The 20,027-nt window shown below is 50.6% G+C and carries 20 protein-coding genes and 1 other RNA gene; 15 read left to right on the top strand and 6 right to left on the bottom strand.

The window, feature by feature from the left end; genetic code table 11:
• Positions 1-166 precede the first annotated feature (166 nt).
• From E3E32_RS07180 to E3E32_RS07150, 7 genes are read left to right on the top strand one after another with little or no spacing between them, the layout of a single operon-like run.
• Positions 167-1,222: an ABC transporter permease gene (locus tag E3E32_RS07180; RefSeq protein WP_167731161.1), complete on the top strand. Its 1,056-nt coding sequence runs from the start codon at positions 167-169 to the stop codon at positions 1,220-1,222.
• Between the two features lie 11 nt (positions 1,223-1,233).
• Positions 1,234-2,694: an ABC transporter permease gene (locus E3E32_RS07175; RefSeq protein WP_167731160.1), complete on the top strand. Its 1,461-nt coding sequence runs from the start codon at positions 1,234-1,236 to the stop codon at positions 2,692-2,694.
• A gap of 10 nt (positions 2,695-2,704) precedes the next feature.
• Positions 2,705-3,664, top strand: a complete 960-nt coding sequence (locus tag E3E32_RS07170; protein WP_167731159.1) for an ABC transporter ATP-binding protein — start codon at positions 2,705-2,707, stop codon at positions 3,662-3,664.
• 10 nt (positions 3,665-3,674) lie between these two features.
• Positions 3,675-4,682, top strand: a complete 1,008-nt coding sequence (locus tag E3E32_RS07165) for an ABC transporter ATP-binding protein (RefSeq protein ID WP_167731158.1) — start codon at positions 3,675-3,677, stop codon at positions 4,680-4,682.
• A 33-nt stretch (positions 4,683-4,715) separates the two neighbouring features.
• Positions 4,716-5,192: a hypothetical protein gene (locus tag E3E32_RS07160; RefSeq protein WP_167711430.1), complete on the top strand. Its 477-nt coding sequence runs from the start codon at positions 4,716-4,718 to the stop codon at positions 5,190-5,192.
• Positions 5,189-5,950 (top strand): NAD+ synthase, encoded by a 762-nt coding sequence (locus tag E3E32_RS07155; protein WP_167731157.1) that lies wholly within the window; start codon positions 5,189-5,191, stop codon positions 5,948-5,950. Before E3E32_RS07160 ends, E3E32_RS07155 begins: the two co-directional genes overlap by 4 nt.
• A gap of 9 nt (positions 5,951-5,959) precedes the next feature.
• Positions 5,960-6,829, top strand: a complete 870-nt coding sequence (locus tag E3E32_RS07150) for an EamA family transporter (RefSeq protein WP_167731156.1) — start codon at positions 5,960-5,962, stop codon at positions 6,827-6,829.
• Here the strand turns inward: E3E32_RS07150 and glnA are convergent.
• Entirely contained in the window at positions 6,826-8,157 is a 1,332-nt protein-coding gene (gene glnA, locus E3E32_RS07145; RefSeq protein ID WP_167731155.1) for a type I glutamate--ammonia ligase, read from the bottom strand. The genes E3E32_RS07150 and glnA overlap by 4 nt on opposite strands.
• Positions 8,158-8,377: 220 nt before the next feature.
• Between glnA and E3E32_RS07140 the strand changes: the two genes are divergently transcribed.
• From E3E32_RS07140 to rnpB, 4 genes are all read left to right on the top strand, one after another.
• Positions 8,378-8,785, top strand: a complete 408-nt coding sequence (locus tag E3E32_RS07140; RefSeq protein ID WP_167731154.1) for a DUF61 family protein — start codon at positions 8,378-8,380, stop codon at positions 8,783-8,785.
• Positions 8,785-9,066: a hypothetical protein gene (locus E3E32_RS07135; protein ID WP_370456363.1), complete on the top strand. Its 282-nt coding sequence runs from the start codon at positions 8,785-8,787 to the stop codon at positions 9,064-9,066. Before E3E32_RS07140 ends, E3E32_RS07135 begins: the two co-directional genes overlap by 1 nt.
• Before the next feature lie 41 nt (positions 9,067-9,107).
• Entirely contained in the window at positions 9,108-10,715 is a 1,608-nt protein-coding gene (locus E3E32_RS07130; RefSeq protein WP_167731153.1) for a hypothetical protein, read from the top strand.
• Between the two features lie 47 nt (positions 10,716-10,762).
• Positions 10,763-11,084: RNase P RNA component (gene rnpB / locus E3E32_RS07125), an RNA gene on the top strand.
• Here the strand turns inward: rnpB and E3E32_RS07120 are convergent.
• Genes E3E32_RS07120 through priL form a run of 3 tightly spaced genes read right to left on the bottom strand, consistent with a single transcriptional unit; the run spans position 11,070 to position 14,156 of the window.
• Positions 11,070-11,921: a DMT family transporter gene (locus E3E32_RS07120; RefSeq protein ID WP_167731152.1), complete on the bottom strand. Its 852-nt coding sequence runs from the start codon at positions 11,919-11,921 to the stop codon at positions 11,070-11,072. The two genes, rnpB and E3E32_RS07120, sit on opposite strands and share 15 nt — an antisense overlap.
• Positions 11,918-12,958: a DNA primase catalytic subunit PriS gene (gene priS / locus E3E32_RS07115; RefSeq protein ID WP_167731575.1), complete on the bottom strand. Its 1,041-nt coding sequence runs from the start codon at positions 12,956-12,958 to the stop codon at positions 11,918-11,920. The genes E3E32_RS07120 and priS overlap by 4 nt, the downstream gene beginning before the upstream one ends.
• Positions 12,951-14,156 carry a DNA primase large subunit PriL gene (gene priL, locus E3E32_RS07110; protein WP_167731151.1) on the bottom strand — a complete coding sequence of 402 codons (1,206 nt, stop codon included), beginning with the start codon at positions 14,154-14,156 and terminating at the stop codon, positions 12,951-12,953. The genes priS and priL overlap by 8 nt, the downstream gene beginning before the upstream one ends.
• 313 nt (positions 14,157-14,469) lie before the next feature.
• Here priL and E3E32_RS07105 point away from each other — a divergent pair, with 313 nt between their 5' ends.
• The 3 genes from E3E32_RS07105 (at position 14,470) to E3E32_RS07095 (ending at position 17,576) form a co-directional block, all read left to right on the top strand.
• Positions 14,470-15,219, top strand: a complete 750-nt coding sequence (locus E3E32_RS07105; RefSeq protein ID WP_012572741.1) for an ATPase domain-containing protein — start codon at positions 14,470-14,472, stop codon at positions 15,217-15,219.
• Positions 15,220-15,300: 81 nt separating this feature from the next.
• The gene (locus E3E32_RS07100; RefSeq protein WP_240910602.1) at positions 15,301-16,467 is read left to right on the top strand and encodes a hypothetical protein; all 1,167 of its coding nucleotides are present in this window, start codon (positions 15,301-15,303) and stop codon (positions 16,465-16,467) included.
• Positions 16,461-17,576 (top strand): tripartite tricarboxylate transporter permease, encoded by a 1,116-nt coding sequence (locus E3E32_RS07095; RefSeq protein ID WP_370456362.1) that lies wholly within the window; start codon positions 16,461-16,463, stop codon positions 17,574-17,576. Before E3E32_RS07100 ends, E3E32_RS07095 begins: the two co-directional genes overlap by 7 nt.
• 11 nt (positions 17,577-17,587) lie before the next feature.
• Here the strand turns inward: E3E32_RS07095 and E3E32_RS07090 are convergent, their stop codons facing one another.
• On the bottom strand, positions 17,588-17,896 hold the full coding sequence (locus tag E3E32_RS07090) for a DUF5748 family protein (protein ID WP_167731149.1): 309 nt from the start codon (positions 17,894-17,896) through the stop codon (positions 17,588-17,590).
• A 71-nt stretch (positions 17,897-17,967) separates the two neighbouring features.
• Here E3E32_RS07090 and E3E32_RS07085 point away from each other — a divergent pair, with 71 nt between their 5' ends.
• Positions 17,968-19,158 (top strand): class I SAM-dependent rRNA methyltransferase, encoded by a 1,191-nt coding sequence (locus tag E3E32_RS07085; RefSeq protein WP_167711424.1) that lies wholly within the window; start codon positions 17,968-17,970, stop codon positions 19,156-19,158.
• Between the two features lie 93 nt (positions 19,159-19,251).
• Here E3E32_RS07085 and E3E32_RS07080 read toward each other — a convergent pair whose 3' ends face one another.
• Positions 19,252-19,995, bottom strand: coding sequence for an RlmF-related methyltransferase (locus E3E32_RS07080; RefSeq protein WP_167731148.1), 744 nt, complete (start codon positions 19,993-19,995; stop codon positions 19,252-19,254).
• Positions 19,996-20,027: the final 32 nt, after the last annotated feature.

Genomic DNA, 20,027 nt, shown 5'->3' with positions numbered 1-20,027 from the left:
TGATTCCGTCTTAACCGTTCTTGTGATGCTGCCTTCTGGTGAGGGAATCAACTTTTCTGTGCATTCTGTGAAAATGTGTACATCGATGCAGTAAGATATATAAAGCCAGTTTTACAATGCTGAAAAAGATGCATCAAACACGAGCAACCTGCGTGGGGGTGAAAGGATGGGGTATCTCAAGTACCTTGCGTTTAGAATCGTGAACGCAATTATCGTTCTCTTGATAGTGACATTTATTATCTCGGCGCTCTTCGTTAAGGTTGCCGAGGAAAGCAACAGATCAAAAATGTATGAAGAACTAATGCAGTGGGAAAGGACTGAGGGTGCTAAAATTAAGCAGAGCCAGGGCTTGGAGGCTTTTGAAGCGGCCAAAGCTGTCAAACAGGCATCCCTTGAAGGAAAGTACGAGCTGAACATTCCCTACTGGCAGAAGGTATACAATAAAGCGGTTCGTACATTGAAACTTGACTTCGGAACCACGAGTATGCCCATCTTCGGTACAAACAACGTTTCGGATATCATTAAAGTTGCCGTCCCGAGGAGTGTTCTGCTCTTCACAACTGCGACTATAATAGTCATCATCCTTGGTATCTTCCTCGGAGTTAGGGCAGCCAGACACGCGGGTAGCGTTTTCGACAGGGCTCTGTCTGTCTTTGCGTTGCTTACCTACAGTCTGCCGATGTGGTGGACTGGAATGATGTTCCTGCTCATCTTCGCCTACAAGCTTGGCTGGTTCCCACTGAGCTCGATGTTTGACCCTCAGCTCACTGGCTGGGCTCATGTTAAGGATGTTATTTGGAGGCTTGCCCTTCCAGTGTTCACCTACGTCTTCGTCGTCTTCGGTGGATGGGCTTGGACTACCAGGAACATCATGATTGGTACCCTCCAGGAGGACTTCATCATGGCTGCCAGGGCTAAGGGTATTCCGGAGCACAAGATCATTTATGGTCACGCCCTTCGCGCTGCCGCTCCGCCGATAGTCACCATGATTATATTTGCCCTCCTTGGATCGCTCGGTGGTGCAATAATCAGTGAGCTTGTCTTCAACTACCCTGGAATGGGCAGACTTTACTGGGTTGCCCTCCAGCAGAATGAGACCAACCTCCTCATAGGACTGACGTACTTCTTCACAGTGCTCTACCTAGCGGGAGTCGTCCTCGCTGACATGGTGTATGGATTCCTCGATCCGCGTGTTAAGGTCGGTGCTTCCGCTAAGATGTGAGGTGATTCACGATGAGATGGGTTGACATTAAAGAGGGATTTAAGGAGTTCCTTAATGAATTCAAGAGGGAGAAGACCGGCATAGCCGGCGTGGTTCTCCTCATCATCCTTGTTATTGTTGCACTCACTGCACCGTACACCACCATACCTGACCTTCCAGAGAAGTGGAGGAACTCCCAGTACTGGGAGGATAACCCCAAGAACGTCCCGCCAACATGGTACAACATGTTCACCTCCCAGAAGCTTGTTCCTCAGGAGGTTTACTACGTTAACGACCTTAAAATCAGCCACCCAAGTGATACTCTCACTGTAATCGAAGCTGAATACGTCCTGCCCAAGGACTACTACTTCGGACCCCAGGGTATCATTGTTAAGAACATCAACGTGACTCTGAATGATCCGGTCTCCGTTCCAAAGATAAGCGTTTACTTCCAGAGACCAGACGGAAAGACCATTCCGCTCCTCATCAACAAGCAGCTTAGTTCTTCAACCACAATTGCCGTGGGTAGGGACAGCGCTATCTCAACTAATGTTTACATCTGGCTTGTTAACGTAACTGAGGGTAGAGAGATAACAATGTTTGATGTACCCCTTGAGGTAATCCTCATCAGCGACATGGTTGCTCCCCTCTTTGCCAAGGTCGAGCCGGGAATGAACATTGATGACATCATCGAGAGTCCAGAGCCGCTTCCGGGAACTTATAAGCTCATACTCAAGATAGAGAATCCCGCTCCCGATCAGAACAAGGTTGTGTATGACAACATAAAGGTCACATTCCTCGGGAGAACCTACGGAACCATGGGAACCGACTACCTCGGTAGGGATCTTTGGGCCGGTATCATCTGGGGTAGCAGGATTTCACTTACTATCGGTATCCTCGTCTCGGTCCTCAGCACGGTCATCGGTCTCGTCTACGGAGTTACCAGTGCATACCTCGGTGGAAACGCCGACGAGTTCATGATGCGTATCAACGAGATATTCGCCTCCATCCCGAGTCTGCCTATACTTATCCTCATAGGTGCCACTGCCGGACATATTACCCTTTGGTTCATAGTGGTGCTGTTGGTTATCTTTGGATGGATGGGAATAGCGAGAATCTCGAGGAGTATGGCGCTTCAGATCAAGGAGCAGACCTACATTGAGGCAGCTAAGGCCCTTGGTGCCGGTAACGGCAGGATAATCTTCAAGCACATCCTTCCGCAACTGCTCCCGTATGCGTTCGCTGTCATAGCTCTTAGCGTTCCAGGTGCGGTTATCGCTGAGGCCTCACTGAGCTTCCTTGGTATCGGTGACCCGACGGCAGTCACATGGGGTCAGATACTCAACGCTGCACAGGCACAGGCAGCGACAACCAAGGGTTACTGGTGGTGGGTCATTCCTCCGGGACTTGGAATCGCCGTGGTCGGCCTTACCTTCGTGCTTATAGGTACGGCCCTCGACAAGATACTCAACCCGAGGCTCAGGAGGCTGTGAGGTGATATAAATGGCTAAGAACGTGCTCGAAGTTAAAGATCTCAAGATGTATTACTTCACCAGCAAAGGTGTCGTCAAGGCAGTGGACAACATCACCTTCAACCTCAAGAAGGGTGAAGTGCTGGGACTTGCCGGTGAAAGCGGATGCGGCAAGTCCTCCCTTGGTTTTACTTTAATGGGAATGCCCACTTCTCCAGGAAAGATAGTCAGCGGTAGCATTAAGATAGACGGGAGGGAGATAGTTGGTCTTCCGGAGGACGTGCTCAGGAAGGAGATACGCTGGCAGAAGATATCCATGATATTCCAGGGTGCAATGAACGCCCTCAACCCAGTTTACACCGTTGGTTATCAGATGACTGAGCCCCTTATACTCCATAAGGGTATGGACAAGGACGATGCCCTCGACAGGGCCCAGAAGTATCTTGAGCTCGTTGGCCTCCCACCTGACATCGTCTATCGCTATCCGCACGAGCTTTCAGGCGGTATGAAGCAGCGTGTCATCATCGCCACCGCCCTGCTCCTCGAGCCTGATGTGGTTATAGCCGACGAGCCGACAACGGCACTCGACGTTGTTGTGCAGGCGCAGATCATAAACCTCATGAAGAAGCTCAAGAAGGAGCTCGGGCTGTCGATGATATTCATCACACACGACCTCAGCATTCTCGCTGAGATCAGCGACCGCGTTGCGATAATGTACGCCGGTAAGATTATCGAGATAGGCGACAGCGAGAAGATTTACTACGAGCCGGCCCACCCGTACACCCAGAAGCTCCTCGCTGCCATACCGAGGCTCCACGAAGACATTGAGAGGCTCGAGTTCATTCCGGGACAGCCACCCAATCTCATCACACCGCCAAAGGGATGCCGCTTCCACCCGAGGTGTCCGTACGCGATGCAGGTTTGTAAGGAGCAGGAGCCTGAGCTAAAGGAGATTGATAAAGATCACTACGCCGCATGCTGGTTGCTGTGAGGTGTGAGAGATGGCGGAGCCGGTACTCAAAGTTGAAAACCTTAAGAAGCACTTCCCAATCAAGAGGGGATTCATCAGCGCCCTCAAGGGTGAGCCTCAGAGGTACGTGAGGGCTGTCGACGGCATAAGCTTCGAGATCGAAAAGCAGGAGGTCTTTGCTCTCGTTGGTGAGAGCGGCTGTGGTAAGTCAACCACTGGTAAGCTCATAGTCAAGCTCCTCGAGCCAACAGAGGGTAAGATATACCTTGAGGGCAATGATGTTACCAACATCAAGACCAAAGAGGAAATCCTGGATTACAGGAGGCATGTTCAGATAATCTTCCAGGACCCGTTCAGCTCGATGAATCCGCGTTTCAGGATATTCGACATCCTCGAGGAGCCGCTCCTCATACACGGCATTGGCGAAACCAAGGCCGAACGTGAGGAGCTCATCTACAAGGCTCTTGAGATGGTCAAGATAACCCCGCCGGAGGACTACGTCGGAAGGTTCCCACACATGCTCTCTGGCGGTCAGAGACAGCGTGTCGCTATCGCTAGGGCGCTCATATTGAACCCGACGTTCATAGTTGCCGACGAACCTGTTTCAATGCTTGACGTGTCCATCAGGGCAGAGATCCTTGAACTGATGAAGGAGCTCAAGGAGAAGATGGGCGTTACCTACCTCTACATCACTCACGATCTCTCAACGGCCAGATACTTCGCCGACTACATCGCGGTCATGTACCTCGGAAGGATCGTGGAGATGGGTCCCGCTGAGAAAGTCATTGACAACCCGCTTCACCCGTACACTCGGGCACTCCTCGCTGCGGTCCCAGAGCCGAAGCCAGAGAGGAGGAACGTCATCAAGGAGCTTCCAATTAAGGGTGAAGTTCCAAACGCCGCCGAGGTTCCACCGGGATGCAGATTCCACCCGAGGTGCATCTACGCTCAGAAGGGACTCTGTGATGTCAAGCATCCGCAACTCGTCGAGTACGAACACAACCACTTCGCGGAGTGCCACCTCGTTGGCAAGTACTGACTTCTCTTCAACATTTTCTTTTAGGTGAGATCCATGGGAACACTGAGAGAGGCGCTTGAGTATCCTTTTCTGAGGGCCGGCCTGATAATGCTCCTCTTGGCATTGATAATTTCTGCTATGGGGCTTTATGGGGTTGATAAGTCCTACTCATCCAATGGCACACTTGGTAAGGGCAGGCATTTTCTTGGAGATGAGGACTTTGAAAAGAGCTACGTCTATTACAACCGCACTCTTATCATCTCTTCGTCCAATGCAACTTTCTCCGTAATACAGGGAAACGCTACAGAAAAATACACTCAGCTAAATGGGACCGTGAAGATAATACCCACGACCCGGCCAGTGATAGACGTTTTTAATGGAACCGTCAACTATACCTACACCGTCAGTGCGAAAGACTATCCCTATGCTATATATTCTCTCATAGCCTTCGTGCTCATGCTCGTGGGGACGGTTATGGCTTTTATAGGTTACACTCACTTCCTAAGGGATGTAAAGGAGGGTAAGAGATGAGGAGTTTGGACTACGATGCTGTGATTGAGAGAATCGTTTCTTTTATCCGAGGGAAAGTAGAAGAAGCAAAGGCAAATGGTGTCGTTGTAGGAGTAAGCGGAGGCATAGATAGTGCTACCACAGCTTATCTAGCTGTTAAAGCTCTTGGCAGGGAGAAGGTCCTCGGCTTAATAATGCCCTACTATGAGAACGGCGACGTTGAGGATGCAAAACTCGTCTGCGAGAACCTTGGAATCGAGTATAAGCTCATAAACATAAGGCCCATCGTGGATGAGTTTGAAAAAGCCGTTGGAGAGCTCGACGTTAAAAGCAAGGGGAACATCATGGCCAGAACAAGGATGATTCTCCTCTATGCTCACGCCAACTCTAGAAACTACCTCGTCCTTGGAACCAGCAATAGGAGTGAGCTTTTGACGGGTTATTTCACCAAGTGGGGTGATGGCGCAAGTGACTACGCACCGCTCATAAACATCTACAAGACTGAGGTTTGGGAGCTGGCCAAGCGTTTGGATGTTCCAGAAAGAATCATCCAAAAGAAGCCAACTGCAGGTCTCTGGGAGGGCCAGACCGACGAGGACGAGCTGGGAATAAGCTACAGACTGCTCGATGAAATTCTCTGGCGTCTCGTCGACCTCAAGATGCCCAAGGATAAGATCGCCGAAGAGCTTGGAATTCCGCTGGAGAAAGTTGAATACGTTGAATCACTCGTCAAAAGGAGCGAACACAAGAGACGCCTTCCATTGGGCCCTGAATTCTGAGGTGAGTCCATGAAGAAAGGCTATCTTTTCGTTTTTCTTGCTGCCTCAATGTGGGGGACACTGGGTATCTTTGCCAAGTATCTTGATGGCTTTGGGCTCAGCCCGTTTACAATGGTTTTTTACCGCGTTCTCTTCGCACTTATGTTCCTGGGGGTCTATCTATCCTTTCGAGGTAGCTTCTCCATAGAGCGTTCTCGCCTAAAGTTCTACGCCGCTTATGGCTTTTTCAGCATCTTCCTGTTCTATACTCTCTACTTTTATACGGTCACGATTTCCTCCGTTTCTTTTGCAGTTCTGCTCCTCTATACTGCGCCAGTCTATTCGATAATCTTGGGCAGACTGATTTTCAGAGAGCCTCTCAAGAGAGAGAAGGTCATCGCGCTGACAATGGTAATGGCTGGTGTTCTCCTCGTCAACTGGGGTGATGTCCAGTTCTCCACGAAGGCTCTTATTTTCGGCCTTCTCACAGGCTTCACCTACGCACTCTATGGTGTTCTCGCCAAGTTCGCCCTCAGAAAGGAAGAGCCTGAAAAGGCACTCTTCTACACCCTGCTTTTTGGTATGATTTACCTCTTGCCGTTTGCGGACTTCAGCGTTCCAGCGGGAGCGGTTCCCTATCTCTTCGCGCTCGCGTTCTTCCCGACTTTCCTAGGATACATACTATACAACCATGCTCTAAAGGAGATTGAGGTCAGCAGGGCCTCAATAGTTGCTACGATAGAGCCCGTCGTTGCCATAATTCTGGCCTTTCTGCTATTTGGGGAAATCCTCACCATAAAACAGCTCGCTGGGGCAGCCCTTATCATAGGCGGCTCGGTGCTCATTCACATGAAAGAGGAAGAAAAACCTGAAGAAGTTGTCCTTGAGGAAGTGCATTAGACGTGGAAGTACCTCTCCAGTTCCCACTCTGTTACCTTTTTCGTCTCCAGTGGCAGCTCCTTTGATTCGAGGTATTCAACGTAGCGTTCCCACTCGAGCTCTTTGTAGGATATGAAGTTTTCGTAGGCTTTTCCAAGAGCCTCTTTGACAACCTTGTCCCTCCTGAGCTCTTCGAGGGCTTCACCCAGGCTTCCGGGTAGTGTATCGATGCCGAGTTCTTCTCTTCTGCTTTCACTCATCTTGTAGACGTTCTCTTCAACGTATGCATCAGGCTCGATCTTCCGCTTAATGCCATCAAGTCCCGCCATCAATATCGCTGCAAACGCGAAGTATGGGTTTGCGCTCGGGTCCGGGCAGCGGTATTCAATCCTTGCACCGTTACCCCAGAAGGCCGGAACCCTTACCAGTGCGCTCCTGTTCCTGTAGCCCCAGCTGATGTAGACTGGAGCTTCATAACCAGGAACCAGACGCTTGTAGCTGTTCACTGTGGGGTTCGTGATTGCAGCCAGAGCCTTTGCGTGCTTGAGTATTCCCCCGAGGAAGTACAGGGCCGTTTCACTGAGCCCATTCTCACCTTTGAAAGCGTTCTCCCCGTCCTTCCAGAGGCTTATGTGGAGGTGCATTCCGTTGCCAGGCATTCCGTAGAGCGGTTTGGGCATGAATGTCGCGTAGAGTCCGCGCATCTCTGCTATTGCTTTGACGACGTACTTGAAGCTTATGATGTTGTCTGCCGTCTTTAGTGCCTCGTCAAATCTGAAGTCTATCTCGTGCTGAGCCTTCCCAACCTCGTGGTGAAGAACTTCAGGAGTTAGGCCAAAGGATGTCATGTAGAGTGCTATTTCCCTCCTGAGGGCTCTTGCCTTATCGAGTGTGACGAGGTCAAAGTAACCTCCGCTGTCTGGTATGTGGAGTTCCCACGAACCGTTCTTTTTGAATAAGTAGAACTCTGGCTCTGGGCCGATGTAGGCCGTGAACCCCTCCTTTTCGAGCCTTTCCAGGACTTTCCTGAGAACTCCCCTCGGGTCCGCGTGATAGGGCTTTTCATCTTTATAGACGTACCCGTAAACCCTCGCTATGCCTTCCCATGGAACTTCTGCGTAGGTGCTTGGGTCTGCCTTGAAGATGAGGTCGCTGTCCTCTATTCCCTGAAAGCCTGGGATTGAGGAACCATCAAAGGTTATTCCATCTGTTACTGCTTCCTCGTACCTGCTCGCCGGTATCTCCATCCCCTTTGGAACCCCGTTGATGTCGACGAATATCAGCTGAATGAATCTTGGGGATTTGGTGTAGATTCCATCTGCTCCCTCCACCTTGGTGATTTCGTTCATTTTTACCACCATTTACTGTGCTAACGTTCAGTTTTAATGACGATTCATTGAACGATTTATCCAATAAAAGCATTTTTGTTGAGTTTTTGTCATTATGACGAGAATACGTGCAGTACTGGGACTGGTTGACAGAATTTTGCAGATTTTGTTCATGACATTTGGATAGATTTACAAATATGTGTTAAACAAAGGTTTTTGGGTGTCAGGCGTATGCAAAAACATGCCCACAGCCGAAGATATCCTCAATAGGGAAATAGCCCGGGTGAACCTTCATCTGCCCGCTGCAAGACCTACACTCGGCCAGCTCATCAACGAGGATGAGCCAAAGGTTCGGCTCCGCGATGGCAGCTATCACTATTTTAAACGCTCTGAGCTCGAGTATCTTCGTTCCCTTATAGATGACGGTGAGGAGGATACCTTGAGAGTCCCAATAGTCTTGGAGATAAGCACGACTTACCGGGGATACTTCCGGGTTAGAGGAAGGGTAGAGGTCAAGGTTATAGACAAAATTCTCGGCACATACGATATACTGGAGGACAAAAGCGAGGGACTTTACCCAAGATACCTTCTCCCGAAAATCAGAAAAGCCCTTCCGACGACAACGACATACGCATTCATAGCGGAGTGATGAGTATGAACGAGGACACCAAGGTTCTTCGGGACTATCTCCTCTTTACAGTTCCCCATGTGACGGTGTTAGCCGGGGCACTGCTGGGTGTTCTCCTTCTCCTCGGGGTTAGGCTTAACGTGGCCCTCGGAATCTTCACGATCTTTTACGGGTTCATGCTCCTCATCCTCGCCTTGGTAATCAGGGGACACTTTTCTAAGCTGCTCTGGTACAGGCTTGCGGTGGCTTTTTTTGTTGGTCTGGTTCTTATGGGGCTCCTGCTTCTTTTCTATGGAGAGTAGCCTTTATATGGATAAAGTACAACTACCAATGGTGGGAACGCATGAGGAAGGCAACGGTCACGTTGATTGCCTTACTGCTGGTTATCTCAACCCTACCCGGCTCCTCCGCTCAGTTCGTGAGCTTCACGACTAACGATACAATATCCGTTCTCAGGGGAGACTACAGCACTGGGACGATTCAGCTTACCAACGCAGGTGGATTCAGCTTCAAGGTGGTCAGCTACCAGAGCTTCTGGGTTGAGGATTCGGAGGGAAACATTGTCCAGGGATTCAATCTTACAGTGAGCCCGAGGATATTCAGCGACTGGTCGCCCCAGAAGACATACTCACTCTTTTACAACATTTCCTGTAACGGCAGCGTTGAGGGGGGAACTTACACCCTCTACCTCAAGTTCTGGGCATTCACTGCCGGTGGCTCCATGTACATAGTCCACGCCAAGGTTCCCCTCAACGTTATATCTGAACCGCTCCGTTTCGAAGTGGCCGAAGCCTACGTCAAGGAAAGGCCCGGCTCTCCATACATCCTGAATGGTGAAACCCTTGTTGTTTTTTCCCACGTTATCAACATTGGCCACTCCGCAGTTACGATTAATGCATCCGTTTCGTTCACCGGAAACGGAATGGTCTACTTCTTCGAAAATAGGACACTGGAGATGGCCCCGGGCGATAACCTCGTCAAGTTTGAAATCCCCGTGGGCTATGACGTCCCAGAGGGCACCTACCGGCTTGAGTACTCCATTCAATACGATGGTGATAGTTACAGGTATTCCCGGGAGTTCCAGGTTAAGTTTGGAGTTAGGCTCGTTGGCCTTTCCCTTCAGGCGGATGAAGTAAAGCTCGGGGAGGAGAACAGAGCTTACCTCACCGTCCTCTCGGAAAGGGCGATAGGCGTGAACCTCACAGTGGAGACGTATCGGGGTGAGACCCTCATATCGAACATGACAACTCCGGTAATCATCCAGGGAGGCACGGATGTTCTGGACGTACCTCTCCTCACGAACGTTTCGGGCTCCATAACTGCCTTCATAAAGCTGACCTTCAACGGCAGATTAATCGGCGAGGGCAACGTTTCTTATACAGTCCTGGCTCCGGCAGTGATCAGAAACGTAACCTATGAGCGCCTCTCGGATGAGGAGGTACTGTTCAAGGTCACGGTTCTCAATCCCGGTGAGGATGGTGTTGACGTTATCCTCACGTACAGGATAACAAGTGGGGGTAAGGTTCTCTACAAGGATTCTCTGCAGGAAACACTGAAGGCTGGTGTTAATGAAATAGCCCTCAGGTTCAAGCTTCCTGTCGGAAAGGTTGTTGAATACGAGTTTACGCTCGTTTCAATGGATGAAACCAGTACCTCAAAGGGTGAGCTCTACCTCCAGCCGCCGGCTCCCCCAACCACGACCACAACAACGACAACTAGTCCGTCGAACACCACGACGACCTCTGGGGGCAACGGTTCCTCAATCTGGTGGATAGTTCTCGTTATAATGGTCTTCCTGCTCTTCATAGCAGGTGCTTTCTACTACACGAGAGCTGGAGAAAAATCCAAGAAGCGTGTCAGGCCTAAACCCAAGAGGCGTTCGCCCCTTGGAAGGTTCAGAAGGCCAAAGGAGCCGAGATTCCCGGAAAACAGGGAGCTTCCGAAGAAGTGATCTGGGTGTACCAAACCTTTTTATCCCCTTTTTCATAACTCTTCTTGGCGAGGGGGTCGGGGGCTCTCGGGGCACTCCCGAGGAAGTTCCGCCCACCGCACCGGGGCCGCGGTGCCGTAAGGCACCTCCCGAGAGGGAGGGCAACGGCGCAGAAACGACACGCCCTGGCAGGGATGGGGATGAAAGCGGCGAAGGGGCCGGCGACGGCTCCCGAGCTAACCCGCAGACGACCTGTCAGGGAGCGGTGAAACGGCCGTCCCGCGGGGTGCAAGGCCGAAGAAGGGACGATGAATTCCCGGTGGGAGTCCCGTGGTAGGCCGCTCAGTCGAATGACCCCTTGACACAGAAGGCGGGCTACGACCCCCTCGCCCAAACGTCTAGCATCGATGCCAGAAGAATCAGCGCACCGCCTATGACTGTTCTAAGCTCTGGAACTTCACCGAAAATTAGGAACGCGTAAACCACGGCACTCAGCGGGTCTAGATAGCTCAATATGGCCACTTCGTTGACCTCAACATCTTTCAGGCCATCCATGTATAAGAAGAGCGCGAGGGCAGTATGAATGACGACAAGAATTATGATAGCCCACCAGACCGGGTCTCCAATGCCTGAAACTACCATAAACGGCGCAAGAACCAGTGATGCTATCGCCAGCTGGAGGAAAGTTAGAACCGAGCCCTCAACATCCCTCAGGAACCTTCCGAGGTTCGGGATAAGGGCATAGAAAAACGCTGCCGTTAGTGCGAAGATTACTCCTAGAAAGTCTCTGTCGTTGAAGTTTAGCTTTTCCCCGCTCATTATGAGGAGCAGGCCGAGGAAGGCCAAACCTATGAGGGCCCACCTTTTTAGGGTTAACTTCTCCCCTAGGAAGCGCCATGATATTATGGTGGCGATGACCGGGGCGAGGTAGTAAACGAGCACGGCCTTCGCTATCGTGGTGTAGTTGAAGGCTGTGAAGAGAAATACCCAGTTGAGGGCCAAGGCAACTCCGAGTGCGATGAGGGGCTTCGTCTTCTCTTTCAGGGACCTCCCGACTTCTCTGAGCCATGCCATCTTCCCGGTTCCGAAAGTTAGAAAGAGTAGCAGCGCGCCTAATGAGACCCTGAAGAAGGCCACCCCTAGTCCTGAGAGGTTGGAAAAACGAGCGAAGATGCCCACGCTTCCCCATATGAGCATTGGGACAATTATTTTCAGCCTTCCGTTCACAGCTCATCCCCGTGAAGCTCGAGCCACTCTTCGTAGGCCTCTTTGACTTCTTCCTCCCTGAACTTTGGAACCGCATCGCGGAAGGGATTGAACTTCTCGAGCTTTCTCTCGTCTGAGCCGATGTATGTCGCTATCAGTCCAACTTTTGAGTGCAGGCTGGATGGAACGCGGAGGATTCTCTTGACGTCAACCGTGACTCTCCCGTCAAAGTAGGCCTTTGAGAAAGTGCTGGAGAGGGCGAACAGCCTCGTCAGTGTTTTATATCCTATCCCCTGTGGAAAGGCCGTTAAAAGACCCTTTCTGACGAAGCCCTCGTATATCTCATCGCGGCTCTCGAGTATCTTCTTCACCTGCCCTTTTCTCAGCCCGATGTTAAGCAGGTGATTCTCGTTGGCGCGGGCGATGAAGTAGCCGAAGCGAAGGCGAAAGACCCTGAAGTAGCCCGAGGAGAGCATTATCTTCCTGCTCTGGATGTCTTCGAAAGTTACCTCTTCGGTCGCCGAAATATAGGCTAAAATCTTCTCCCTTGCTTTCGAGTCAAGCTGGATGGCCCAGTCATCGAGAACTCTTATGTGATAACCCCTCCCGGAATAGACCACGTGAACATCCTCAAAACCGAAGTCCTCCTTTAAAATCACCAGGGTGTCTCTTGCGAGCTCCTTCGCGTCCCCCAGACAAATTGGACACACCTTTCCGTGCTCGTGAATGTGTCCGCACCTTCTCAGGGGCAAGTCCTTGGCGTCTATGTCGAACACCAGCTCCGCACCGAGCCAGCCGCTCATCCCTTTTGGATCCTCGTACAGTGCAACGCTCGAGTAAATCGCATAGGGGGCCGTGGCCTTGATGTAGTCCTCCAGATCTCTGACGTCCATGAAGACGTTTTTCCTATCGCTTGGTCCCTCTCCCGTGTGATCGAAGCCGAACTCCCTATTTTCCAGCTTCTCAACTAGGAACCTCGGTAGCTTCTTTGCGTTCCATTCGGCTTTGTAGTAGAGGACTCTCTCTTCTTTGGTGACCTCCCTAAATAGCTCAGCCACTTTCACCACCCTCTTCGCGCTCCTCTTTCTTTCTGTTCTCCAGGTAGAGCTGTCTCAGGTAGTACGTTAGTGGGTTCTTGATGTTCCTGCAGTGTCTGTCGGGCTTGCAGAGCTGGGGAGCGTTGGCCCTTATTTTGGAGCAGTTGGGAGGGAAGTACCATGTAGAGTTTCCGCTGTCCTCGAGCGTTGGTTTGTCTGTTAAGCCGAAGCCGAGATGGTACCAGATGTTTTTGATCTCGTGAGGCTGATCTTCGAACAGCGGCGGGCTGCACCTGTTTCCTGCCTCTATGATAATGGGAAGTATTTCTTTCTCGATTACGCTTAAATCCTGAACGCAGTCCCTGATCCTGACGTCCCTCCGCGGTGGGTTGGGGCAGAGCCTCGCATAGCTCAGGAAGCTCGTCAGGAGGACGGTTATCGCGTAGTTCCTCAAACCAGCGGGGACGCCGCCAAGGGCGATTTTAACGCATGGGGGGAACAGCTCAAAGCGAAGCGGCTGGGCCTCTGCAGAACCCATCCTCTTGAGTCTTTCCTTGAAGTACTCCCGGGCTATCTCGCTCAGCTTCTCATAGAGCTGGAGGTAGTAGGTGGACAGCTCGTCTCTTATCTCGTAGAGCAGATTTACCGCTTTTTCGAAGTTCTTCTCAAAGGCCTCCTCCCACAGCTTCAGCGCCTGTTCCCCTGTCAGGTAAGCGTAGCCTTTTCTGATGTAGACTTCTTTGAGGCTCCCGTCCCAAAGCTCGAGGAACTTTTTGAGCCCGGTCTTGTATCTCAGTCTCAGCTTTTCTCTCTCGCTTGGGGGAAGTTCGGTGTGGTGGATTCTTTCGAGTATTGTTCTGTCCCTATTGGGAATCTCATCCCTTTCAACAATCTTCAACGGTATTGCCGTTCCTTCTATTTTGCTGGCTCTCCTTATCCGCTCGGAGTATATCTTGATATTGGCCTCTCTCACGAGCTCCATCTCGATTCCGTACGGCGAAAAGGCAAGAGCACCAAGAAGGGCATAGAATGTCAGTAAATCCTGGATGTCGCTTAGCTCGAGGATGTCTTCTGGAATCTCCCCGGATTTTATCCACGAGACCCTCTCCAGTGCATGCTCTATTCCAATGTATGAAGGAATTATTGAAAGCAATTCGTTTATTCCACCGAATTCTTCCTTGACAAGCCTCTTGGCTTCGCTTCCAAAGGGATCCAGCATGACCTCACCTCTCATCAATAGGTGTTGGTTGGAACATAAAACAATTTCCTTCCCCAAGAAAGTTTTGTCTGCTGACAAGAACATTGCATGTTTGCAATTAGATTTACTAATTCAAACTCTATGCAGCATGCCCATGTCTTTATTACAGCCTTTGCAGCAGAGAAAGCTACAAACCTCAAAACACTTCTCGATTTTTCACCGTTTTGGGTGAAGTGGCTACTTGCATCCCAAAAGTTTTATATCTATTCGACTCTACATGTTATATTAGAAATTAAAAACATGAGTTCGTAAAGAACTCTTAAAGGTGATTTGAATGGTCACGAAATACACTATCAAAAGAGTGAAAAGTGGGATTCCTGGTTTTGATGATTTAATTGAGGGGGGATTTCCTGTTGGAACTACCGTTCTAGTTACCGGTCCGACTGGAAGCGGTAAGACAACCTTTGGCGTTCAGTTCGTCTATAAAGGTGCTGAGTTGTACAACGAGCCAGGGGTCATAGTTACCCTTGAGGAGAGAGCACAGGATCTCAGGAGGGAAATGAGAGCTTTTGGGTGGGATCTCGAGAGGTATGAACGGGAGAGAAAGATAGCTATAGTTGATGGCGTCAGTGCCGTCGTAGGGCTTCCTTCGGAGGAGCAGTACGTTCTTGAAGGCAACCTCAACGCTGAGGACTTTCTCCGCTACATCTACCGCGTGGTTAAGTCCATAAACGCGAAGAGGCTCGTCATTGACTCTATCCCGTCGATAGCCTTCAGGCTCAAGGAGGAGTCCAGAATAAGGGAGGTTCTCCTGCAGCTCAACACAATACTCCTGGAGATGGGCGTTACTTCGATCTTAACCACTGAAGCTCCCGATCCAAGCAGGGGCAGGATAAGCAGATACGGTATGGAGGAGTACATTGCGAGGGGAGTTATCCTTCTCGACTTCGTTGAGAAGGAGGTCGAGCTCAAGCGCTACCTCCTGATCAGAAAGATGCGTGAGACCAAGCACTCCATGAAGAAGTATCCATTCGAAATAAACGAGGAAGGCATCGTTGTTTACCCGAGCGGCGAGGTTTACTAACCTCCCACCCCTTTCTGTATCCCTCTGCATCGCTGCAGGTTTTGGGATAAATTTTTTAAACCTCTGTGATTACTAAAAATCATGGTGAGAAACAAAAGATTAGTAGTTGTTTTAATAGTTGGATCAATCGTAGTTCTCGGTACCATGGCCCTACTTGGCGAGAGCACTCGGGAGTTCCAGGAGTTCACCGGATTGTGTGTCTACTCTTCGGACTCTTTCTCTGTGTTGAGCGATGGGGAAACAGTCGTGGGAGTGTATACAGCTCTTGAGGAGGGTAAAGTTTACCGGATAAGGGGGAGGTTATTCAATTCCACTTCCGGGTTAAGAATGCGTCTAGGAAGAGTAGAGTCCGCAGAGCCATCTTTCCATCTTGATGTAATTGAAGGAGCATACTGGCCATCAGACGGTCATTACCTGCTGGCTCCAGGCAAAATAAAACTGGGAATCCCAATTGATGCAAGAAAAGGTGAATTAGTTAGGGTTGAGGGCATCTGGTACGGGAAGAAGTTCTACCCTGTGAGGTACGAGACCCTTGGATTCTCAGAGAAGCCTGAGGATCGTATGCCTTGGAGCGTTGAGGGAATCATTATCTACGCCGGCTCAAAAACAGTACTCTGGAACGGCAGCGAGGAAATAGTACTGTATCTCCCCTATAGAACGAAACTCGAGCTCGGCAAGAGGGTTCGCGTTGTGGGAATAGTGCGGTCTTACTCGAAACTCTCCCTTATTGTAGATTCTCAGGAGGACATACAAGTCATTGGAGATGCAGGACGCAGGGACGTCTCACATGCTGAGATTGGTGAAGTGGCGGTTGGAAGTTGCACTGTCATTGGGAGTGGGAGCTCTCTCAAGCTGAACTGCACTGATTTGAGGCTCTACGGCTTCTCTGCCCGGGTAGGAGATAGGGTTTACCTCGAGGCCATCAGGAGGAAATCCTCCCTCTACTGCATGAATTGCAAGATTGTTACGCCAAGGGAGGAGCTTCCCAATGAAATCTGCTCGTTTGAGGTGGGGGAATTCGCAAAAGTGAGTGGCTGGGTCGAATGGGTTAAAGTATACAAAAACGGCTTTGGGCTTGCGAACGTTACTAATGGAAACTGCTGGGTTCTCCTAAAGCTCAGGAAATCCCTTGAAGTCTCACTGGAGGAGAATCAGACGGTCACGGCCTATGGGATCTTCACGACCTACCGCGGCATGCCGGCCTTTGAAATAGCCTCGGGTGATGACCTTTGCTCCGGGAGATGCTAGCCGGGATCCTCGGCGGAACGCTGAGCGGTATCTCCCCCGGAATCCACGTGAATACGCTGGCTGCTTTTCTCTCAAGTGTGGGGGTAGACGGTAACCTGCTCCTCTTTTCCATGGGATTGACCCACACTTTTCTTGACGTCATTCCATCGGCATTCTTCGGCGTTCCAGATGAGGGAACTTCCCTCAGTGTTCTTCCTGCACATAGACTTGTTCTCGAGGGCAGAGCGATGGAAGTAGTTAGGATAGCTCTCTGGGCCAGTTTTCTTTCCGTACTAATGGCTGCTCCCCTGATGACCCTGTATCTCTTTCTGGCTCCTCTATACCGCCCAGATTTTGGCAGGCTCCTTGTTCTACTCCTTGCTTTGACCCTGATACTCACGGAACGCGGCTGGAGAAAGCTCTTCGCACTCTTTGTCTTTCTTCTTTCGGGAATCTTGGGTATCTTTGCCTTTAGGCTCTCACTCAGCCAGCCTTACTACCACCTCTTCGCGGGTCTCTTTGGCCTTCCTGTGCTTATTGTGGCGCTTGGCTCAAAGAATCCTCGCCTGAACCCTGGAGATGGGGGCATTAAAATGAGCATAAAAAGCTTCATCGGCTTTTCCTTTCTTGGGACACTTCTCGGCATGGTTGCTTCACTCGTTCCAGCTTTCACGGCCTCTCAGGCGGCCTTGCTGGGCTCTTTCTTTTCACAAGATGAACGATCTTTCCTTACAATCGTTTTCTCCGTCAACACTTCAAACTTCCTTTTCTCCTTTGCGAATTTCTTGGCAACGGGCAGAATAAGAAACGGCATCGTCGCCCTGATGACGCCCATTGGAGAAGAAGCCCTTCGATTTTATCTTCTTGCAGCCCTTTTTGTCTCGATGGTAGTTCTGGCCTATGGAGAGGCCCTTGCGGATCTTATTTTGAGTATCATCTCCCAAATACCCTACAGGACACTCAACATAGCTGTGGTTCTCTTTCTCCTTGTCCTTTCCTACTTTTTTGACGGCTTTTTTGGTCTCCTTGTCTTAACTGGGGCGACCCTAATCGGTCTTCTAGCCGTAAACCTTGGCGTCAAGAGAACGAGTTGCATGGGAGTGCTGATGCTTTCGATAATAATCGAATAAGAAGAGAAGGATCAGATGGACTTCTCTTTTAGAATCTTCTGAAGTTCCACATAGTCTGTGACTATCCTCTTGCCGTCAAGGGTAGTAAAGTAGGCTTTTTTGATTTTAACGGTCTTAGCGCTGACGTACTTCTTCTCGGGCGGATTGTACGAACCAGGCTCTACGACCTCGTACTCTATAACGTACGTCTCGAGGTCAGGCTCTCCCATATATTTCCAGACTTCGTAGAAAATTTTGGGGTCGAGGTGGATTTCGCCATCTATCTCTGTCCAATCCGCCCCGATTTCTTCCAGAAACTCTTTCACCACATCGAAGTTCATAGAACCACCATTAAATATTAAGGACGCTAAGGGTTATATACCTATCGCCGAACTTCCCACGGTGGTGAGGGATGGCGAAGGTTTACGTTGACGCTCAGGCCGCGAGAGCTATAGGTAAAGGCGCGATGATAGTCTTTAAAAAGGGCGTGATCCGCGTTGAGGGCGAGGTTAAGCCGGGAGACATCGTTGAGGTTTACACGCGCGGAAAGAAGTTCCTTGGGAAGGGCTTCGTTAATCCCAATTCAAATATCATGGTTCGCCTCGTCACTAAGGACAAAGATACTGAGATAAACAAGGAACTCTTTCGGGAGAGAATCAAAAAGGCCAATGAGTACAGGAAGAAGGTTCTCGGCTACGATAAGGCCTACAGAATGGTCTATGGTGAGGCTGACTACCTGCCGGGTCTCATCGTGGACCGTTTCAACGAGATAGCCTCTCTCCAGATTTCAAGTGTTGGAATGGAGCGCTTCAAGCTTGATCTGGCCGAGGCTATAATGGAAGCCGAGCCCGAAATTGAGACCGTCTTCGAAAAGAACACCGGTCGCTCGCGCAGGAGGGAAGGCCTGCCCGAGATAGAGCGCGTTCTCCTTGGCAAGGAGAAGTATCGCACGATAATAGAGGAAGGAAGGGCAAAGTTTATCGTGGACATGCGTGGGCAGAAGACAGGCTTCTTCCTCGACCAGAGGGAGAACAGGATAGCCTTGGAAAAGTATGTCAAGCCTGGGATGAAGGTTCTGGATGTGTTTACTTACACTGGCGGCTTCGCTATCCACGCGGCCGTCGCCGGTGCCGAAAAAGTAGTTGCCGTTGACAAGTCACCGAGGGCCATCGAGATGGCCAAAGAAAATGCAAAGCTCAACGGCGTTGAGGACAGGATGGAGTTCATAGTTGGCTCTGCCTTTCCTGTCATGGAGGAAATGATAAAGCGCGGTGAGAAGTTCGACATAGTGATCCTCGATCCACCCGCCTTCGTCCAGCATGAAAAGGACCTAAAGCGCGGTCTCAGGGCTTACTTCAACGTGAACTACGCAGGTTTACAGCTCGTCAAGGAAGGTGGAATACTCGTTACTGCCTCGTGCTCCCAGCACGTGGACATGCAGACCTTCAAAGATATGGTCATAGCCGCGGCAGCAAAGGCTGGCAAATTCCTCAGAATGCTCGAACCTTACAGAACCCAGGCGCCAGACCATCCGATACTTATGGCCTCCAAAGATACGGAATACCTCAAGGCGCTCTTCCTCTATGTGGAGGACATGAAGTGAAACTCCTCCCAGCGGAGCATCGAGGGACGATGAGGAGAAAGCACCTCCTCTGATTCCGGCGTGAGTGATGAGACGCCCACGGGCCCGAGTCCCTCAGAGCGTTAAAATCAGACTGTGCCTCCAGCGGGTTCCGGCTTTGAATCTAACATCTTTGGTTTTATAACCTAGCTCTTCCCCCTTCTCCGTTATTGCCTCGATAAGCGGCTTTTTATCTGGCAGGAAGAGGGCGACCTTTCCGCGAGGGATGAGGTAATCGCGCGCCTCTTCTATAAGCCTCACTGAGAAGCCCTCTCCATATTTCCCTCCACCGACGCCTTCCCTCTCCGTCAGAACTCCCCTCGTAGGCCTCTCGTAGTAGGGTGGGGCAGAGAAGATAACGTCGAACTTCTCCCCTTCAGGGATTACACCCAAGATTATCCCGCCGTCACTTTTGATTAGCCTGACTCTGGCATTGTTCCTCTCGATGTTAGCCTTGGCGTAGGTGAAAAACTCCTCATCAATCTCCGTCGCGGTAACGTCGCAGTTGAAAAGCTTCGCCGCCATGAGCGCCATCATGGCAGTATGCCCGGTTCCTATCTCGAGGGCTTTCTCCCTACCGCAGAGGAAGGTTTTGAGGAAGATATAGCGCGAGACGGGGGTGGTTACCAAGCCTCTTGGGTGATATTGGATATCCAGCCCAAAAATGGCTTTAGCTATCGCCCTGTTATATAGTATCCTCGCTTCCCTGTTCGAGAAGTCTAGCCTTCCGCGCTCGTCGAGGTATTTCTCTAGCTCCGGGAAGACCTTAACGGCTTCGCTGATAGGCAGTCCGAGCTTTCCGTCCTTCCAGGTGGGCATGGAGAAAAGTAAGCGTGGAAAAGAAAAGAGTT

Origin of the sequence: Thermococcus sp. GR6 (genome assembly GCF_012027415.1) — an archaeon.
Classification (GTDB): domain Archaea; phylum Methanobacteriota_B; class Thermococci; order Thermococcales; family Thermococcaceae; genus Thermococcus; species Thermococcus onnurineus.
The sequence above is the reverse complement of the archived record's forward strand: the minus strand, read 5'-3'. Positions and strand labels throughout refer to the sequence as shown.

What these genes read in the sequence shown, in the direction of transcription:
- E3E32_RS07180 (WP_167731161.1), top strand. Translation starts at nt 167, where the DNA reads ATGGGGTATCTCAAGTACCTTGCGTTTAGAATCGTGAACGCAATTATC.
- E3E32_RS07175 (WP_167731160.1), top strand. Translation starts at nt 1,234, where the DNA reads ATGAGATGGGTTGACATTAAAGAGGGATTTAAGGAGTTCCTTAATGAA.
- E3E32_RS07170 (WP_167731159.1), top strand. Translation starts at nt 2,705, where the DNA reads ATGGCTAAGAACGTGCTCGAAGTTAAAGATCTCAAGATGTATTACTTC.
- E3E32_RS07165 (WP_167731158.1), top strand. Translation starts at nt 3,675, where the DNA reads ATGGCGGAGCCGGTACTCAAAGTTGAAAACCTTAAGAAGCACTTCCCA.
- E3E32_RS07160 (WP_167711430.1), top strand. Translation starts at nt 4,716, where the DNA reads ATGGGAACACTGAGAGAGGCGCTTGAGTATCCTTTTCTGAGGGCCGGC.
- E3E32_RS07155 (WP_167731157.1), top strand. Translation starts at nt 5,189, where the DNA reads ATGAGGAGTTTGGACTACGATGCTGTGATTGAGAGAATCGTTTCTTTT.
- E3E32_RS07150 (WP_167731156.1), top strand. Translation starts at nt 5,960, where the DNA reads ATGAAGAAAGGCTATCTTTTCGTTTTTCTTGCTGCCTCAATGTGGGGG.
- glnA (WP_167731155.1), bottom strand. Translation starts at nt 8,157, where the DNA reads ATGAACGAAATCACCAAGGTGGAGGGAGCAGATGGAATCTACACCAAA.
- E3E32_RS07140 (WP_167731154.1), top strand. Translation starts at nt 8,378, where the DNA reads ATGCCCACAGCCGAAGATATCCTCAATAGGGAAATAGCCCGGGTGAAC.
- E3E32_RS07135 (WP_370456363.1), top strand. Translation starts at nt 8,785, where the DNA reads ATGAGTATGAACGAGGACACCAAGGTTCTTCGGGACTATCTCCTCTTT.
- E3E32_RS07130 (WP_167731153.1), top strand. Translation starts at nt 9,108, where the DNA reads ATGAGGAAGGCAACGGTCACGTTGATTGCCTTACTGCTGGTTATCTCA.
- priL (WP_167731151.1), bottom strand. Translation starts at nt 14,156, where the DNA reads ATGCTGGATCCCTTTGGAAGCGAAGCCAAGAGGCTTGTCAAGGAAGAA.
- E3E32_RS07105 (WP_012572741.1), top strand. Translation starts at nt 14,470, where the DNA reads ATGGTCACGAAATACACTATCAAAAGAGTGAAAAGTGGGATTCCTGGT.
- E3E32_RS07100 (WP_240910602.1), top strand. Translation starts at nt 15,301, where the DNA reads ATGGTGAGAAACAAAAGATTAGTAGTTGTTTTAATAGTTGGATCAATC.
- E3E32_RS07095 (WP_370456362.1), top strand. Translation starts at nt 16,461, where the DNA reads ATGCTAGCCGGGATCCTCGGCGGAACGCTGAGCGGTATCTCCCCCGGA.
- E3E32_RS07090 (WP_167731149.1), bottom strand. Translation starts at nt 17,896, where the DNA reads ATGAACTTCGATGTGGTGAAAGAGTTTCTGGAAGAAATCGGGGCGGAT.
- E3E32_RS07085 (WP_167711424.1), top strand. Translation starts at nt 17,968, where the DNA reads ATGGCGAAGGTTTACGTTGACGCTCAGGCCGCGAGAGCTATAGGTAAA.
- E3E32_RS07080 (WP_167731148.1), bottom strand. Translation starts at nt 19,995, where the DNA reads ATGCCCACCTGGAAGGACGGAAAGCTCGGACTGCCTATCAGCGAAGCC.